Source organism: Deinococcus sp. KSM4-11 (assembly GCF_004801415.1).
Classification (GTDB): Bacteria; Deinococcota; Deinococci; order Deinococcales; family Deinococcaceae; genus Deinococcus.
In genome coordinates this window covers 435,287-452,312 of the sequence record NZ_SSNX01000001.1, presented here as the reverse complement: position 1 = coordinate 452,312, position 17,026 = coordinate 435,287, and the positions used below count along the sequence as shown (strand labels likewise).

Annotated in this window: 15 protein-coding genes; 4 read left to right on the top strand and 11 right to left on the bottom strand. The window is 66.6% G+C overall.

Annotated elements, in window-relative coordinates; genetic code table 11:
* Window positions 1-135: 135 nt before the first annotated feature.
* Window positions 136-363: a hypothetical protein gene (locus tag E7T09_RS02265; RefSeq protein WP_136387504.1), complete on the top strand. Its 228-nt coding sequence runs from the start codon at window positions 136-138 to the stop codon at window positions 361-363.
* Here the strand turns inward: E7T09_RS02265 and E7T09_RS02260 are convergent.
* Window positions 332-1,273: an ADP-ribose pyrophosphatase gene (locus E7T09_RS02260; protein WP_240741572.1), complete on the bottom strand. Its 942-nt coding sequence runs from the start codon at window positions 1,271-1,273 to the stop codon at window positions 332-334. The genes E7T09_RS02265 and E7T09_RS02260 overlap by 32 nt on opposite strands.
* The gene (locus tag E7T09_RS02255) at window positions 1,270-2,730 is read right to left on the bottom strand and encodes a nicotinate phosphoribosyltransferase (RefSeq protein ID WP_255578386.1); all 1,461 of its coding nucleotides are present in this window, start codon (window positions 2,728-2,730) and stop codon (window positions 1,270-1,272) included. The genes E7T09_RS02260 and E7T09_RS02255 overlap by 4 nt, the downstream gene beginning before the upstream one ends.
* Before the next feature lie 48 nt (window positions 2,731-2,778).
* Here E7T09_RS02255 and nadE point away from each other — a divergent pair, with 48 nt between their 5' ends.
* On the top strand, window positions 2,779-3,609 hold the full coding sequence (gene nadE, locus E7T09_RS02250; protein ID WP_136387503.1) for an ammonia-dependent NAD(+) synthetase: 831 nt from the start codon (window positions 2,779-2,781) through the stop codon (window positions 3,607-3,609).
* Window positions 3,610-3,668: 59 nt separating this feature from the next.
* Window positions 3,669-4,526 (top strand): Ig-like domain-containing protein, encoded by an 858-nt coding sequence (locus E7T09_RS02245; protein WP_136387502.1) that lies wholly within the window; start codon window positions 3,669-3,671, stop codon window positions 4,524-4,526.
* A gap of 57 nt (window positions 4,527-4,583) precedes the next feature.
* On the opposite strand, the gene E7T09_RS02240 is transcribed toward E7T09_RS02245, so the two are convergent.
* The 5 genes from E7T09_RS02240 to E7T09_RS02220 all read right to left on the bottom strand — a co-directional run bounded on the left by E7T09_RS02240 (window position 4,584) and on the right by E7T09_RS02220 (window position 11,339).
* The gene (locus E7T09_RS02240) at window positions 4,584-5,783 is read right to left on the bottom strand and encodes a thiolase family protein (protein WP_136387501.1); all 1,200 of its coding nucleotides are present in this window, start codon (window positions 5,781-5,783) and stop codon (window positions 4,584-4,586) included.
* Window positions 5,784-6,352: 569 nt separating this feature from the next.
* Window positions 6,353-7,537, bottom strand: coding sequence for a S9 family peptidase (locus tag E7T09_RS02235; RefSeq protein WP_136387500.1), 1,185 nt, complete (start codon window positions 7,535-7,537; stop codon window positions 6,353-6,355).
* Window positions 7,534-8,022 (bottom strand): hypothetical protein, encoded by a 489-nt coding sequence (locus E7T09_RS02230; RefSeq protein WP_136387499.1) that lies wholly within the window; start codon window positions 8,020-8,022, stop codon window positions 7,534-7,536. The genes E7T09_RS02235 and E7T09_RS02230 overlap by 4 nt, the downstream gene beginning before the upstream one ends.
* A gap of 3 nt (window positions 8,023-8,025) precedes the next feature.
* Window positions 8,026-10,371 (bottom strand): 3-hydroxyacyl-CoA dehydrogenase/enoyl-CoA hydratase family protein, encoded by a 2,346-nt coding sequence (locus E7T09_RS02225; protein WP_136387498.1) that lies wholly within the window; start codon window positions 10,369-10,371, stop codon window positions 8,026-8,028.
* A 44-nt stretch (window positions 10,372-10,415) separates the two neighbouring features.
* A complete protein-coding gene (locus E7T09_RS02220) occupies window positions 10,416-11,339 on the bottom strand; it encodes a phosphotransferase family protein (RefSeq protein ID WP_136387497.1) in 924 nt (307 codons plus the stop codon).
* A gap of 87 nt (window positions 11,340-11,426) precedes the next feature.
* Between E7T09_RS02220 and E7T09_RS02215 the strand changes: the two genes are divergently transcribed.
* Window positions 11,427-12,068, top strand: coding sequence for a hypothetical protein (locus tag E7T09_RS02215; RefSeq protein WP_136387496.1), 642 nt, complete (start codon window positions 11,427-11,429; stop codon window positions 12,066-12,068).
* Window positions 12,069-12,092: 24 nt separating this feature from the next.
* On the opposite strand, the gene E7T09_RS02210 is transcribed toward E7T09_RS02215, so the two are convergent.
* From E7T09_RS02210 to E7T09_RS02195, 4 genes are all read right to left on the bottom strand, one after another.
* The gene (locus tag E7T09_RS02210) at window positions 12,093-12,383 is read right to left on the bottom strand and encodes a hypothetical protein (protein ID WP_168734659.1); all 291 of its coding nucleotides are present in this window, start codon (window positions 12,381-12,383) and stop codon (window positions 12,093-12,095) included.
* Complete coding sequence (locus tag E7T09_RS02205; protein WP_205746937.1) at window positions 12,380-13,135, bottom strand: sulfite exporter TauE/SafE family protein; 756 nt, start codon at window positions 13,133-13,135, stop codon at window positions 12,380-12,382. Before E7T09_RS02205 ends, E7T09_RS02210 begins: the two co-directional genes overlap by 4 nt.
* A gap of 91 nt (window positions 13,136-13,226) precedes the next feature.
* The gene (locus tag E7T09_RS02200) at window positions 13,227-16,331 is read right to left on the bottom strand and encodes an ExeM/NucH family extracellular endonuclease (RefSeq protein WP_136387494.1); all 3,105 of its coding nucleotides are present in this window, start codon (window positions 16,329-16,331) and stop codon (window positions 13,227-13,229) included.
* A 285-nt stretch (window positions 16,332-16,616) separates the two neighbouring features.
* A complete protein-coding gene (locus E7T09_RS02195; protein WP_136387493.1) occupies window positions 16,617-16,889 on the bottom strand; it encodes a hypothetical protein in 273 nt (90 codons plus the stop codon).
* Between the last annotated feature and the right edge of the window lie 137 nt (window positions 16,890-17,026).

Sequence of the window (17,026 nt, the reverse complement as noted above, 5' to 3'; positions counted from 1 at the left end):
CAGTGCGGCCATGCCCAGCACCGACCAAATGCAGGACGGATCGCACTCCTTGGTCGCCTGCACGGACACGACCCTGCCGGATGCATCTCAAGGCCAGAGCATCCGTCTCCCCCATCACCCTCAAGGAGGCCTGACATGACCATCGACGAGCACCTGACCACGGACGCCGTGCTGGAGCGCCTGGGCCGCCAGAGCGCCAGCGACTACGAGGCGGACGTGATGCGCGCCGTGCTGCTCGAACAGTACGCGGGCCGCGACCTGAACACGCTGAGCGAGACCGAGTGGCTGCGCGCCTTCGGTGAGATGAACCTGCGCAAGACGACCGGCTGGATCAGGGATGAACCGAACGACCTGAAGAGGTAGGCGTATCCGGCCAGCCCGCCTCCAGCAGCCGCGTGAGGATGACGTGGTGGTCTTCGTGGAAGCGGCGCGGCCGGGCCAGGGCCGTACGGAGCGGTACCGGATGACCGACCACGCCGGGCGGGAGCGTTCCCTGCAAGACATGGGCGATGGCCTGGCCGACCAGGGCGCGGCCGGGATGGTCGAAGACGACGCCCTGCCCAGCGGCCCAGGTACCAGCGGGCAGGACGTGACCCGGCAGCTCCCACAGCCCCTGGCCGATGGCGCCTTGCCGGATGTGCAGCCACACCTGACCTCCCTGCACGTGCAGCCAGCGTTCCTCGTCCAGCCGGATTCCGGGCGGCAGGGCAGCGTTGGCCAGTTCGACGGCCAGCCATTCGTCCCGAAGGCGGGCGTAGGCGGGCAGAGCCGCGAAGGCGTCGAGCCACTTAGCCACGCGGACAGGGATTCCCTGGGGCAGGGTCGCTCCGGTCAGCCATGCCCGCCGGATGCTGGTGGCGTCCAGACCGGGAACGCCGGGCAGCGGCCGGCGCGTCCATCCGGGAAACCAGCGCAGGTACGCGCCGCTTTCGTCCTTGTGGTGGCCGACCAGGGCAATCCGGGCCTCCGCGCCGAACACGGCCTCGGCCACCGCTTTCACGTCGGCTGCCCAGCGTGCCCCGTCGAAGCGGTCTGGAATCGGGCGGAAGGTCAGACGGTGAATGTCGCCACCCGCCTCCTGCACCGCGCCGCGCAGCAGCCGGGCGCGTTCGGGGGCGCTCAGCGGATTGCGGACGCTGCGGGCCAGGTTCGCGCTGCCCAGCAATACCAGCGCCTGCGGCACCGCGTCCAGGGCCGCCAGGACACTCTGCACGTGCGCCGCGTGCGGCGGCTGGCAGCGGCCGATGAAGACCGCGCCATCCGGCGCCTTCACGGGTGGGATGCCTCCAGCAGGCGGGCGCGTTCCCGGTCGCGCAGAGCCGCCACGTCCGGCGCGAGGCTCACGCGGTACTCGTGCGGGTTGAGGAGCCGGCGCGTTCCGGCGGGCAGCCGTGCCAGTTCCGCGCGCGCACGGTTCTGCACGTCCGGCAGCGGTTCGGGCGGGCCGGTGCGGACGCCGTTCTCCATGACGGTCTCGCGGGCACCCTGCCAGTGCAGGCCTGCGGGCAGGCGCGCCGCGCGCAGGGGATTGACGGGATCGCTCACGACCATCCCCGGGGTCGGCGGATCGCCCAGGGTCAGGACGTCCCAGGTGTAGGCCGCGTCCGCTTCCGTACCCTCGACCCCACGCCACACCCGCTTCACGCCGGGCACGCTGGCCTTGCCGGGATCGGCGGTGAGTTTCATGCGGGGCCGTCCGTTCAGCTGCACCAGCTTATACACGCCGCCCAGCGCGCCGCCCCCACTGCCGCCCGCCGTGACGAGCTGTGTGCCCACGCCGTACACGTCGATGCGGGCGCCCTCCGCGATCAGGGCGGCGATCACGTCCTCGGACAGGTCGTTGCTGGCCACGATCCGCACATCCGGGAAACCTGCCGCGTCGAGCTGCGCGCGGATGTGGCGCGACAGGTACGCGAGGTCGCCGCTGTCCAGCCGCACGCCGCGCAGTTCATGCCCAGCCTGCCGCAGTTCCCGCGCCACCGTCAGGGCGTTCGGCAGGCCGCTGCCCAGCGTGTCCACCGTGTCGAGCAGCAGGGTTGTGGTTTCCGGATACGACTGCGCATACGCGCGGAAGGCGCTCAGCTCGTCGGGGAAGCTCTCCACCCAGGCGTGCGCGTGCGTGCCCGTCACAGGAACGCCGTAGCGCATTCCGGCCTCCACGTTGCTCGTGCCGGTCGCGCCCCCCACCACGGCCGCCCGCGTGGCCGAGAGCGCACCGTCAGGCCCCTGCGCCCGCCGCGCACCGAACTCCACGACCGTGCCTCCATGCGGGCTGGACGCGGCGGCGAGCACACAGCGTGCCGCCTTGGTGGCGATCAGGGTCTGGAAATTCAGCGTGTTCAGCAGCAGCGTCTCGACGAGCTGCGCTTCCCACAGCGGCGCGGTCACGGTCAGCAGCGGCTCGTGGGCGAAGACCACCCTTCCCTCGCGGAAGGCCTCCACGCGCCCGGTGAAGCGCCAGCCGCGCAACATGTCCAGAAAGACTGGGCGGAACAGGGCCAGTGAATCCAGATAGGCCAGTTCGGACTCCGTGAACCGCAGTCCCTCCAGCGCGTCGAGCATGGGTTCCAGGCCCGCCCACAGCGCGTACCCGCCCCGGAACGGCCGGCGGCGGAAACTCAGGTCGAATACCGCCTCCTGTTCGTGCAGGCCCTGCTCGACGTAGCCCTGCATCATGGTCAGCTGGTACAGGTCCGTGAACAGGGCCGAAGGGGGCGGTGAGGGCGTCACGCCGCGAGTGTACGCGGGCCGCCCCCGCCATGATCCATACTCCGGATCATGAGTGCGCTCCGCGACCGCATCCGCGCCGACCTGTGCGTCCAGCCGGACATCGACCCCGCCACCGAGATCGAGCGGCGCGTCTCGTTCCTGTGCGCGTACCTGGGCACCACCCCGGCCAGCGGCTTCGTGCTGGGCATCAGCGGCGGGCAGGACAGTACCCTGGCAGGCCGGCTGTGCCAGCTCGCCGCCGAACGCGTGCGGGCCGGAGGCGGCGCGGCCACCTTCATCGCCGTGCGCCTCCCCTACGGCACGCAGGCCGACGAGGCCGACGCGCAGGTGTCACTGGCCTTCATCCACCCGGATCATGCCGTCACGGTGGACATCCGCCCCAGCGCCGACGCGGCCGCCCGAGCCGCCGCCGACGCATTGGGCACCGACCTGCGGGACTTCGTGCGTGGCAACGTCAAGGCCCGCGAACGCATGGTCGCGCAGTACGCCATCGCCGGTCAGCTGAACCTGCTGGTGGTCGGCACAGACCACGCCGCCGAGGCCGTCACCGGCTTCTTCACCAAGTACGGCGACGGAGGCGTGGACCTCACTCCCCTGACCGGCCTCACCAAACGCCAGGGCGCGCAGCTCCTCGCGCACCTCGGCGCGCCCGAGAGCACCTGGAAGAAGGTACCAACCGCCGACCTGGAGGACGGCCGCCCCGGCCTGCCCGACGAAGCCGCCCTAGGCGTGACGTACGCCCAGATCGATGCATATCTGGAAGGCCGCGACATCGACGACAGCGCCGCCGCGCGCATCGAGACCATGTTCCTGAACACCCGCCACAAGCGCACGGTGCCGGTTACCCCTTGTGACGACTGGTGGACGGCCCCTGTGTGAAGCCCGCGCCTGCGTCATGTGCGACGTTGCCCGATTCGGCTCGACTCTAGAGTGCAGGCGTGAAATCCATTCTCCTGACCACCCTCACCGCCGCCCTGATCCTGACTGCGTGTGGTGGAACCACCAGCAGCGGTCCGGACATCACCGCACCGTCGGTGTCCCTGTCCAGAAGCGCGGTGGCGGCCGACAGCACGGTCACCCTGACCGCCACCGCGAGCGACGACCGCCACGTCACCAAGGTCGAGTTCTACCAGGGCAGCACGGTTGTGGGCACCGACACGACCGCGCCGTTCACGTCGCCCTCGATCGACATTCTGACCACCCGCACGAACTTCACGGCCAAGGCCTACGACGCCGCCGGGAACGTCGGAACCAGCGCCGCGTATGACATCACCACGCTGTACCAGGGACTGTGGGCCTGGGGCCTGGCCGACTCGACAGGCGCGATCATCGACAGTGGCGCCGTATTGTTCGACGATGAGGTGTATAACGCAGGACGAACGGCGGCCTTCGGCCCGTACGTCAACGATGCCAAGACCCGCGAGGGCTTCAGTCTGATGGGGCCACTCACTGCCGCCGGCAAGCTGCAGGTGGCCTTCACCGCCGACGCCAATGCGGGCAACCCCAACTTCTACTTCATCGGAACCGATGCCGACGGCGCACTGGGCACCTACCAGGGCAAGTCTACCATCGAGGGCAGCGCCACCACGTACGACGCGAACGGGAATGCCCTCGCGTCCTACACGCTGGCCGTGATCCAGACGTCCACCGTCACCACGGCCACCGTCGGGGCACCAGCCGCAGCTCTCCAGACGGCCCGGACGCTGGCCCACTCGTACGCCATAGCCCATCCCGTTCAGGCGTTGAAAGTGAGTCCGGCCCTCGCGAAGAACGCGGCCGCATTCCTCAACCGCTGAGCATCACAAGGGAAGGGGACGGACTGGGCGTGTCCGTCCCCTTCCCTTATTCAGGTCTCAGTCTGCCGCCTGCGCTCCCTCGGCCGGGTAGACCTCGATGATGCCAGCCGCGCCCATACCGCCGCCGATGCACATGGTGATCAGCGCCTTCCCGCCGCCCCGGCGCTGCAGTTCGTAGATGGCGCTGGTCGTGAGTTTCGCGCCCGTGCACCCCAGCGGGTGGCCCAGCGCAATCGCGCCGCCGTTCACGTTCAGGATGTCCTCGTTGAGGCCCAGTTCGCGCGCCACCGCCAGGGACTGCGCCGCGAACGCCTCGTTCAATTCGATCAGGTCGATGTCCGCCAGGGTCAGGCCTGTCTGTGCCAGTACCTTTGGCACGGCCTTCACCGGCCCGATGCCCATCAGCTCCGGATCGACTCCGGCCACCGCGAAGCCCAGGAACTTCGCCAGGGGTTTGAGGCCCAGTTCCTGCGCCTTCTCGCCGCTCATCATCAGCACGGCCGCCGCGCCGTCGGAGAAGGGGCTGGAGTTCGCGGCGCTGACCGATCCGGTCGCCTTGAACGCTGGGCGCACCTTGGCCATGTCCTCCAGGTTGGCGTCCCGGCGAATCAGCTCGTCCCTGTCGAAGGGCACCGTCTCGGACTTCAGCTTCGTGCCCTTCACCTTGTCCACGCGCACCGGCACCGGAATGATCTCCGCGTCGAACTTCCCGGCATCCTGCGCCGCCGCTGCCCGCTGGTGCGACCGCAGCGCGAAGGCGTCCTGATCCGCGCGGCTCACGCCGTACTTGGCGGCCACATTCTCGGCGGTCATGCCCATGCCGATGTAGGCGCCGGGACGCTGATCCACCAGTTCCAAGTTGGGGCTGGGATTGTGGCCGCTCATGGGCACCATGCTCATGGACTCCACGCCCCCAGCCAGCATCACGTCGGCCTGCCCGGTCTGGATGGCCGCCGCCGCCATGGCGATGGTCTGGAGGCCGCTGGAGCAGAAGCGGTTGACGGTCACGCCGCCCACCGAATCCGGCATCCCGGCCCGCAATGCCGCCAGCCGCGCCACGTTCAGGCCCTGCTCGGCCTCAGGAATGGCGCAGCCCAGGTAGACGTCCTCGACGAGTCCAGCCTCGATTCCGGCCCGCCTGACGGCCTCGTTCATGACCAGCGCGGCCAGATCATCCGGGCGGGTGTTCGCCAGCGTGCCCTTCACCCCACGGCCCACGGCCGTCCGAACAGCAGAAACAATTACAGCGTCACGCATAGTGGTTACTCCTTTTAAGTAAGCGTTAGAGGCTTGGTGATGGATAATCAAAAGACTGCATAAATCCTTAGATTCAATACAAACTTACCAGATCATCGAATGCACGAGTTGGCTTCATCGCCGTAAAAATAGAGGTCGTAAATTCTAAGTGTAATAGTAGAGCTACGTTCAATGTGGTTTCCTCATATCCCCACGTCGATTCATATCTAATTCGCTCGTTCCATCTAAATTGTCCCCACTCTCCAATCGTGATCAGCCAGCTCTTTCGAGGCGTGCCACTGCGGCGCGGACGAAGCAGAACAGTCATCGAGTCATTCGAGAGGACGATATCAACCGATCGGAACGAATCAACCGGGATACGGCCGTATTCTTTAAGGTCGGATGGCGTGTGAACAACTCCATCTCTGAAAAACGGTCTAACACGGTGGTGAACGAGTTTAGTTGTCTGCTTTGGGCTCAAGACGGGAAGAGCTAGCTCGCGGGGCAGTTGTGCTCGCAGTTGCGCCGCTCTTCCGCCACGCTCCTCCTTATACCAGTGCCGCACGACCTCCTGCACAATGATCAAAGGCTCAGTCACGCTTCACCCCCGGCAACACTTTCTCGATGAAGGCTTCCAACTGGGCGTCGTACGCTTTCGGGTCGATGTTCCAGGTGCGGATGTGCTTGGCGCCTTCCACGCGGTGGTAGTCGATCAGGTCGGGGCGGGCGGCGGCGAGCGCCTCGGCCTGATCGATGGGAATGGTGCGGTCACGGGTGCCGTGCCACATCAGGATCGGGACGTCAAAGGTGGGGGCCGCCCTGATCTGATCCACCGTGTCGAAGTCCTGCCCGCTGCGGCGCGTGACGACCCACTGCGTGAACGTACCGACGTGCTGCGCGACGAGTTTCGGCAGCCCGAAGCGCTGCGCGTTCCAGCGGATGGTCGCCCGCCAGTCGAGTGCGGGCGAATCGAGCATGACGCCCACCACGGGAATCGGGTAGGGGCGGTGCCGGTCGCCCAGGACGCTGAGGGCGATGTTGCCGCCCATGGAAAAGCCGTACAGGACGGCCCGCTTGTATCCGGCATCCTGCGCCCAGTGGAGCGCCGCCAGGACGTCCTCGGCTTCCACGTCGCCCAGCGTCAGGTAGCCCTTGCCGACCTGCGGGGCGCCGAAGGCGTTGCGGAACGTGACGAACAACGCGCCCACGCCGGAGCGCAGCAGGGCGGGCAGCATCCGCAGCGCCTGCGCCCGCTGCCCTCCGTGTCCGTGGATGACGATGGCGATGGAGTCGCTGTCGCCCTTCACGGCTGGAACGTGCCATGCGGGCATGTCTCCCACAGGAGTGCGGACGACCGCGTCCCGGTAGGAAACACCGAGTTGCGCGGGGGTGCCGTTGTACACGTAGGTGGAGACCCACGCGAGCGCTCCGTTCGGCAGCGTGCCGCGCTGTTGCAGGATGGGCCGCTTCACGACCGTTCCGGCCATCTGGTGCCGTCCCAGGACGGCGTGGCCCCGGTTCGGCAGGAGTGGCACGAGCCCCAACGGCCCGCGCGACAGGGTCTCGACACTGGCCGGGAGGAACACGTCGTCGCCCCGTCGCCCGACCGGAACGAACACCCCTTTCACCCAGCGCGTCTTGGAGCGCAGCGTGATCTCCGCTCCGATGAACGCGCCGGCCAGCACCAGTCCGGCATACGCCACCCCGGCCCACGCGAGCACGCGGCGTTTGCGGACGGAACGGAGTTGGTCGCGAAGGGAAGGACGGTCGATCATCGCATTAGCCTATGGGAATCACGCCACTCACGCACAGAAGGCTGAGTAGCGAAGACCAATGGGTCAATCACTTCGAAATAGCCAATATTATGAGTGATCTTACGATAGCCAGCCGTGGCACCACCTTCTTCGACGATCACCCTCCCCCACTGACCGGTGGCAATAGTCAATTGAGGTCTCGGAATCTCTGTCCACTTCAGATCCGGTCGGCAAAGCACATGAAGCACATTGTCTTCAACGTTCAGCTCTACATGTTGCAGATTTGCCAGCCCCGGACGGTGATATTGAGACATGGTCTCTGTACCTGTTCCGTTCCGGTCAATGTGAACGCTGTGAACGACGATTTCAGCCTCTGTCTCCCGTTGAAAGCTCAAGAGAGGGAGGGAATCGGGCAATTGGTTTCGTCGGGTCGCCCGAAGAGCGTGACGCTGGGCTTTGTCCCAGGTCACCTCGATAAGCTGTGCCACAACGATGCCGTCTGCCATGCCTCAGTTCCTCAGGGGCTTCCCGGTCTTCAGCATGTGGTCGATGCGCTGCTGCGTGCCCTTCTTGCCCAGCAGGGTCAGGAAGGCCTCGCGTTCGAGGTCGAGGAGATGCTGCTCAGAGACCTTCGCCGTGCGGTTGTTGCCGGTGCCGCCGGACAGCACGCGGACGAGCTGTTCGGACACCACGAGGTCATAGTCGGTGATGTATCCGCCCTGATGCATGCCGTACAGGGCGCTCTTGATGGCGGCGATGGCGGCGTCGCCCATGACGGGGATGTCCTGGCGCGGCGTAGGCTGCACGTAGCCGGGCGCGAGGGCCAGCACCTGCCGCTTGGCATCCTGCAGGATGTGGTTCTTGTTCATGGCAATGCTGTCGGTATCGCGCAGGAAGCCCAGGGTGCGGGCTTCGAGCGCGCTGGTGCTGACCTTTGCGGTGCCGATGAGTTCGAAGGCGCGCTGCACGGCCGGGAGCAGGGTGGCGCCGAGCTGCTGGCCGGGCTGCTGCATGTCGGTGAAGCGCAGCAGCATCTCCTTGGTGCCGCCGCCGCCGGGGATCAGGCCCACCCCGACTTCCACGAGGCCCATATACAGTTCCGCGCTGGCGACCACGTGGTCGGCATGCAGGGTGAATTCCGCGCCGCCGCCGAGCGTCAGGCCGAAGGGCGCGGCGACGGTGGGGTGCGGGCTGAAGCGCAGGCTGGTGGTGACCTGCTGGAACTGCTTGATCATGTCGTCCAGCTCGTCCCATTCCTCGGCCTGCGCCTGCGCGAGGATCAGGGGGAGGTTCGCGCCCGCGCTGAAGTTCTCGCCCTGGTTGCCGAGGACTAGGCCCGCGTACCCCATGTCCTGCACCAGCTTGTGGGCGTCCTGCACGGCGCGGAGCTGATCCTCACCCAGGGCGTTCATCTTGGCATGCCATTCGACGAGCAGCACGCCGTCGCCCAGGTCCACGACGCTCGCGCCGGCACGCTTCTTGACGATCTTCGTGGCGTCCTTCTTCAGGTCGGTCACGACGAAGTACGGGGCCTGGTAGGGCGTGGGCTCGCCGGTGGGCGTGACGGTTCCGCCGTCCTGGTAGAAGGCGTCCCGGCCGCTGGCCTTCATGGCCGTCAGCAGCGGCGGCAGGGTGCGGCCCTCGGCCTCCAGGTTGGTGATGACCTGCTGCACGCCGATAGTGTCCATCGTCTCGAAGGGTCCCTGCTCCCAGCCGAAGCCCCACTTCAGGGCGTTGTCGATGTCCTGCAGGCGGCCCGAGACAGTTCCGGCCATCTTCGCGGCGTACCAGAAGCCGTCGTTCATCACGCCGCGCAGGAAGTCGCCTTCCTTGCCCTCGGCGGCGTACAGGGCCTTCACGCGGGCCGGCAGGGACTGGCCCTTCACGGCGTCCACGGCTGAAACCTTGACCTTGCCCTGGTCCTCGTACTCGAAGGTGCCCAGGTTCAGGTTGAGGATCTTCGTCTTGCCGTCCGGCCCCTTGGTCTTCTTGTAGAAGCCGCTCCCGGTCTTGTCGCCCAGCATCTTCTTCTCTTCAACGAGAGTACGGAACGCGGGCGTGAGGGTGAAGTCCTCGTCGTCCGGTGTCGCCTTCCCGAGGTCGTTCGCCACGTGGTAGATGATGTCCAGGCCCGACAGGTCGGCGGTGCGGAAGGTGGCCGAGTTCGCGCGGCCCAGCACCGGGCCGGTGAGCTGATCCACCTGCGCGGGCGTCAGGCCAGCCTTCTCCATATGCTGCATGGCGCGGATGATGCCGTACACGCCGATGCGGTTGGCGACGAAGCCCGGCACGTCGTTCGCGACGACCACACCCTTGCCGAGCGTCGTCTCTGCGAAGTCGCTGAAGGTCTTTACGACCTCAGGATCGGTCTTGGGCGTGGGAATGACTTCCAGCAGGTGCAGGTAGCGCGGCGGGTTGAAGAAGTGCGCGCCCACGAAGCGCCGCTGGAAGTCGTCGCTGCGGCCCTCGACCTGCAGGTGCATGGGAATGCCGCTGGAGTTGCTGGAGATGATCGCGGTTCTCTTGGCAACCTTCTCGACGCGCTCCCACAGGTCGCGCTTGGCGTCCAGTTTCTCGATGATGGCTTCCAGAATCCAGTCGGCGTCCTTCAGGCTCTTCAGGTCGTCTTCGAGATTGCCGGGCGTGATCAGGGCGGCGCGGGCCGGATCCATGAATGCGGCCGGGCGGGCCTTCAGCGCACGCTGGATACCGGATTTCGCCAGGAAGTTCCGGTCTTTCTGATCCGGCAGCACGATATCCAGCAGGAGGACGGGGATGCCGGCGTTGGCAAGTTGCGCGGCTATGGCGGCGCCCATCACGCCCGCGCCGATGACGGCTGCTTTCTGAATCTTCACAAGGGCCTCCCGTGGGGATGTACAAAATTAGACTCGGTTCAAGTTTAGGGGGATGGGGCGGGTTTGTCCACCGTATCCGGCACGTCCAGCTCTGCGGCGAAGCTGGCCGACAGGTGAGCCAGCGCCGCCAGCCCACCCTGGACATACTCACCCCGTTCCTCCTGCACGCCGAACGCCAGATCGGCCAGCGCACGGCACAGCGCGAACCACGCCGCACGCCGCACCACAGCGGCCTCCACCGCACCATAGCCGTCCAGCGCTTCATTCAGCAGGGCTTGGCCCCCCCAGTGGATCAGTCCGGCCAGATCACGCGCCGGATCGCCCAGCACTGCGTCTGTCCAGTCGATCACGCCCGTCACCGTGCCCGCCGGGCCGAGCAGCACGTGTTCCGCCGCGAAATCCCCGTGGATCACGCTCAGGCGCGGGAGATCCAGCGGTGGTGGGGCAGCGAGGACAGCGTCCCAGGGCTCCGGCCGCGCCAGGAGCCCAGCCTGCACCGCGACGTCCAGATCGGCCATCGCAGCTTCCTGCCACTCGGCACCCAGCGGGTCGTGATCCACAGGCAGACCTGAATCCACTCCATCCAGACCGTGCAGAACGTGCAGGAACGCCCCCAGAGCGTGTCCCAGGCCGTCGGGCAGCGTGACCTCGAGCCTGGAACGCCCAGACAGCCGCGTGGCCCCCACGATGCCCTCCGGAAACACGTCGGACGGTTCCGCGACGAACCGAGGCGCGGGCACCGGGAGCGGGAGGCGGCCGTCCAGCCACGCCAGCAGCCGGGCCTCCCGGATGAGCGATCCTCCCTGGCCCGCGTATTTCGGCACGCGGAAGACCCACGCCGAACCGACCGCGTACGCCCGGTGGTCACTGCCCTCCCCCAGCAGCGCGACCGGCTGGCCCGACAGTTCCGGCCAGCGGGCCGTCAGGCGCCGCGCGACCTGCTCGGGCGTCCACTCTGAAAGGATCACGCCATGATGGTAAGGGGGCGGAAGTGATCACGAACCGTTCATGGCCAGCCTCGCATCCTGATGGCAGCACCATCCCAGGAGGTCATCATGAACACAGGCCGATCCCTTCACCCCACCCTGCTCCTGGCCGGAGCCCTGGGCCTCAGCGTGGCCCTGGCCGCCACGACGTACACCATTCAGTGGCAGGGAAAACCCGTGCCCGGCAGCGCCATCGTGCAGGGCGGCAAGACCTACATCAGTTCAGATGCCCTGAAGGCCGCCGGAATCGCCGTGAGCGTGAAGGGCAGCGTGGTAAGTCTGGCCCCACTGGGCGGCGCAGATCAGCTGGCGGCGGTCGCCGGGTGCATGAACCAGCAGCTGTTCAACGGCGTGTGGCGCCTGAAGGTGCTGGACGTCTCCGGCGGCGGCGACGCGTGGCACGCGAAGGTGGAGGTGCGCAACGGCTCGACGGTCGGCGGCTACAGCCTGAGCGGCAGCGGCCTGGGCGGCGTGGGCCTGCAACTGGAAAGCGGCAAGACCCTGACGGCCGGCACCTTCCTCGACCTGAGCGACCACGCCTTCCTGCCCGGCGAGGCCCACACTGGCACCATCGACTTCCCGACCGACGGCGCGGCGGGCCAGCCTGTGAAGCTGGTCGTGCCCATCGATCCGCAGGGCGTGGCGAGCACCCCGCTGAAGTACAGCGTGAAGGATCCCAGTTTCCGGATTGACCTGACCTGCAAGAAGTGACCGGCCGGGTTCGGCCGCGTTCCGTCAGATGAACTGCTTGACGATGAACACCAGCACCAGCCCGCCCAGGGCGAACAGCGCCGCCACACTCAGCCGGCGATCCAGCCGCCACCCGGCCAGGGCCACCCACACGGCTGCGAGCACCGGGACGGCAGCCACCCAGATCACGCCCACGGCAGCCAGTCCCGGCAGCAGCACCCCGACCGCCAGCAGCGCCACGGCGACCCAGAATCCCGCCGGATACAGCCAGTGCGGCAACCCGGCCAGCTCCGGGTTCTCGTCCCTGCCGGTGGGCCGGGTCTCCGGGGCGCTCACGCGTGACCCCAGTACTTCCACAGCAGTTGCAGCGCGGTGAAGATCAGCAGCAGGCTGAAGAACAGCTTGAGCTGCGCGGCCGGAATGCGGCTCTGCAAGACCGCCCCGGCCCGCGCCCCCACCAGCACGCCCAGCGCGATCCCGGCGGCCATCTTCACGTCCAGCAGGCCGCCCGCCTGGTAGACCAGGGCATTGCCCACCGCCGTCAGCCCCATGATGAAAGTGCTCGTGGCGATCGCCTGCCGGATCGGCACACCGGCCAGCAGGTTCAGCACCGGCACCTGCACGGTGCCCCCGCCGATGCCCAGCAGGCCGCTCATGATCCCGGCAAAGGTCATGGCGGGCGGCACGAGCCGGGAGGGTTCACGTTCGACCTCCACGCGCCGCAGACCACGCAGCAGGTTGTACGCCGAGTACAGCAGCAGCAGGGCAAACACCGTGGCAACCGCCCGCGCTGGAAGCACGAGGCCAAGGAACGAGCCCACCGCGCCCCCCACAATCGTGTACGGCGAGAGCAGATAGCCCGTCCGGGCGCGCACCAGCCCCTGCTGAAGGTAGCTGGCCGCGCCGCTCAGGCCCACCGCCAGCACCCCGATCTGGCTCACGGCCACCGCCTGTTGAATCGTGATCTCGCGCCCGAAGTGAGGCAGGACGAATTCCAGGGCAGGAACCACGACCACACCGCCACCCAGGCCCAGGATCGCGCCCAGCACCCCGGCCAGCAGGCCGATGGCCATCACAGCGAGCATCATGGCGGAGATCAAGGCTGAATCACGCCAGCGAGGCTAACAGGAAACGGACGGCCCAGGAATTGGCCGTCCGTTGAATGTGGATGGAGTGGAATCAGGGGCAGACGTTCAGGGGGGTGGAGGTGTTGCGGGGACTGACCGGGCCTACCGTGAAATCGGCGGCCGTGTCAGTGTCGGAGCAGCCGTTGCCGGTGCGGCTGGCACTGGCCGTGGAGGACTGACCCGAATACATGACGTAGTCGACGACCGCCGATGCATCCTTGCTGCTGACACCGGTGGTCTGCTGGGCGATCAGAACCTGGCCCGCCGTGCCGGACATGGCAATCGTTCCTGTTGTATCGGCAACAGGCGTCACGGTGCCGCCGGTTCCTTTGGCCTCATGCACGAGGTAATACTGGCCCGGCTGGAGAACGTAGTCGGGCAGGATCGTGACGCTGGTGAAAGCCGTCGCCGTGCTGCTGCCATACTGAACGGAATACCCGTTCAGATTGATTGCGGCCTTGCCCGCATTGAAGATCTCGATGAAATCATTCGTGAAGGTGGCACCTGCATTCCCACCCGCCCCGAAGATCTGGCTGATCACGAGCTTGCCGGTGCCCGTGGACACGGGCGTAACATTCACGGCCTGCGTGGCGGTCTTCGTTTCCGCGCCGCGCGTGGCAGTCACGGTGATGGTGAACGCGCCAGGGGTGGTGTAGGTGTGCTGGATCGGGCTGCTGGTCACGGGGCTGCTGTTGCCATCGCCCCAGGTGACGATGGTGCTATCGGGAGTGCCGGTCACGCCGACGCTGAGACTGTACGGCTGTCCAACTGTGACCGAGGCGTTGCCGGTGGCAGTGACGGTCAGGGGTTCGGTGGGATTGGTAGGCGAGTCCTGCACGAGGTTCAGGCCGACGAGCACCGGGTCATGGTCGCTGGCGCGGAAGGGCGTGGCCGGGTTGTACAGGTCGACGCCCAGGCAGGTGCTGGCGGTGCAGCCCATGGTGTTCTTGAACTCGACGTTGTAGTCGGCGATGGTGGGTTCGTCGGCGTTGATGTGCCACTCGGTGATGCCCGTGATCTGACTGTCGAGGCTGCTGCTGGCCAGGGCGTGGTCAAGGTACCCGAACAGTCCGCCGAACTGGTAGGAGTACCGGTCGGGGGCAGGAATGCGGAGGTTCTCGCTGACGAAGCCGCCGCCAGTCAGGGTGGTGATCGGGTCTTCCGCACCGTAGGCGTTGAAATCACCCATCAACAGGACGTCCTGATCGTTCACGCGTGTTTTCAGGGTACCCACGAAGTTCAGGAGCGCCTGGGCCTGCTGGACGCGGAGCTGATTCCAGCAGCCCTGACCGGTGTCCACGTCGCCGCTGGTGGGGCAGCTTCCCTTGCTCTTGAGGTGGTTGGCGACAACGGTCAGGGTGCCGCCGCCGATCTTCTGGAAGGTCTGGGCGAGGGGCGGGCGGGAGTAGACACTGTTGTTGTCGATGACGTACGAGCCCAGCGGGGTGACACTGGCGGGCTTGTAGAGCATGGCGACCTTGATGGCGTCGGTGCCGATCACGCCGGTCTGGATGGCCTTGTAGACCTCGCTGCCGTAGGTGGCGTTCAGGCCGCTGACGAGGGTGTTCAGCGCGCTGTCGCCGTTGTTCTCGACCTCCATCAGGGTGACGATATCGGCGTCGAGGCCGTGGAGGGCGTTGAACACCTTGGTGCGCTGGCGCTGGAATTCGTAATCGCTGTCGGCACCGCGGTCGTTCGCGCCGCCGAAGGTATTGAAGTAATTCAGGACATTCGCGCCCGCGACTTTCAGGGTGCCGCCGACCGGCGCGGGAGTCGCCGGCTGGGGATTGGCATCCACGAAGGGCACGGTGCCGACGGGTTCGATCTTGTACGCCCCATTGGCGTACGTGAGCGTGCCGGTCAGGCCGGTGACCGTGTCGCCCGTACGGCGGGTGTTCGCGCTGCTCAGGTAGGCCAGCGGGTTTGGATTCTGGGCGCTGATGCCGTCGTCCAGGGTAATAAGGTTGGCGGTCAGTTCATCGAGGCCGGGCAGCGTGGCGCTGTTGCCGTTGGTCGGATTGAACTGCCGGCCGATGGCGGACAGCCCGAGTTCGCCGTACCGGCCATAGGTGAAGTTGTTCGTGACGGTCAGCGTGCCGGGGTACGTGACGAGCATGCCCTCGTACCGTTCCAGGCTGCCGAAGGGCGCGCTGATCTGGGTGGGCTTGATGACCTGACCCGAGTTGCACTTCGTGAAATTCGTCAGGGTGTCGAGTTCAGTCAGGGTGTTGGGGGCCGTGCCGAATTCCTTGACGTTCCCGCTGAACTGCACGGTATCGCCGACCGCGACGGTCTGTGGAGCCGTGCCGGTGAACACGAACACGCCGTCGCTGGTCGCGGGATCCGCATCTCCCTTCGGATCCTGGAGCATGAAGCCCTTCAGGCCGCTCTGGTAGTCGGCGGTGACGATACCGCGCACGGTCACGCTCTGGCCCGTCAGGGGGCTGGCGTCGCCCCGGCCCTGGATGGCCGGAATGGGCGTGGTGGGCACGATGGCGCAGATGGGCTGGGCGCCGAGCGTGACGGGAACGGTCGCGCCGCCCTTCGTGAGGTTGAAGGTTGCGGATCCGCTCTGGCTGGTCTGACCGTCGCTGGTGCTGCCGGTCACGCTCACGGTCAGGCCGCGGGCGGTGGGCTGAGCAGGGAAGGTGACGGTGGCCACGCCCCCACTGACGGTCATGGGCAGGGTGGTTCCGCCCAGCGTGGCCGTGAAGGTCGTGGAGACGGCCTGGGTCGGTGTGGCGTTGACCGTGACGGTCGCCGTGACACGCTTGGGTGCGGGAGCCTGGGTCGCACTGCCTTTCTTGAGGGCCACGGTGCTCGTGCCCTCGTACAGCATCACCAGCCGATCCTGATTGTCGTAGGCGCTGATCACGGCGGTGTAGTCCGCGTTGGCGACGTCATTGACCTGGAAGATGGCCATGCCGTCGGCCGGGGCCGAGGTGAGTGTCTGAGGATCGCCCTTCTTGGTGGGCGTCAGCACAGCCTGCACATACTTCACTTCGGGCGCGGTGGCGACGCTCAGCACGGCGACCTTGTTCGCCTGGGCGATGACAGCCGGTGACGACGCGGTCTGGGCTGGAGCGGAGGTGGGAGCGCTGCTGCACGCGGCCACAAGCAGGGTGCAGGACAGGGCTAGAACGAATGGTGGGCGCATGGGTCTCCTTCGGACAGGGTGAGAGTGTTCCAGACGAAGATAGAGTCCAGATTTCATCTGAACGTCATCCGGAACCCAGTGAAATCGATAGACAGGTTCATACCTTTTCACCAACTGCTCCGCCTGGTCGCTGTCAAGGATGGCTCGAAACCCTGACGCCTACGATATGCAACCCACGGTCGGGAGCACGGGCGCCTGTCGCCTGAGCAGACCACTACTATGGCTCAGAAAAGTGGTATGGCCTGTGGTGTCCTCCAGAGGAAACGTCTGAGCAGCACATTCAGTTCAGATGACATCGGCCAGCCAGTCGAGGTTGAAGAACACGCAGGCGATCAACGGCTCCAGTTCCGCCAGCACCTGCCCGGGCAGGGTGCGGCCCCAGTGGCCCAGGAGCAGGGGCCGGTGGTCACTCTTGGGCAGGAGGCGCGGGTTGATCAGCACGGACGCCCCGTATTGCTCGCCGGCGTAGGCCTTCAGGGCGTCCAGCGCCTGGGGATCGATCTCATGTCCGGCCGGAACATGGAGCAGCAGCAGAGGGGCCAGGGGCGTTTCGCTCATAACAGAATTTTATGCCGTGATTTATGAATTGTCACGTTCCCGCCAGCTACGGGGCAGCACCCGTTGAGGCCCTTCACCCAGCATCCATCCAGAGAGCAGGTCGCCGCCGTACGATCAGCGCGTCCGGCTCCACTCCA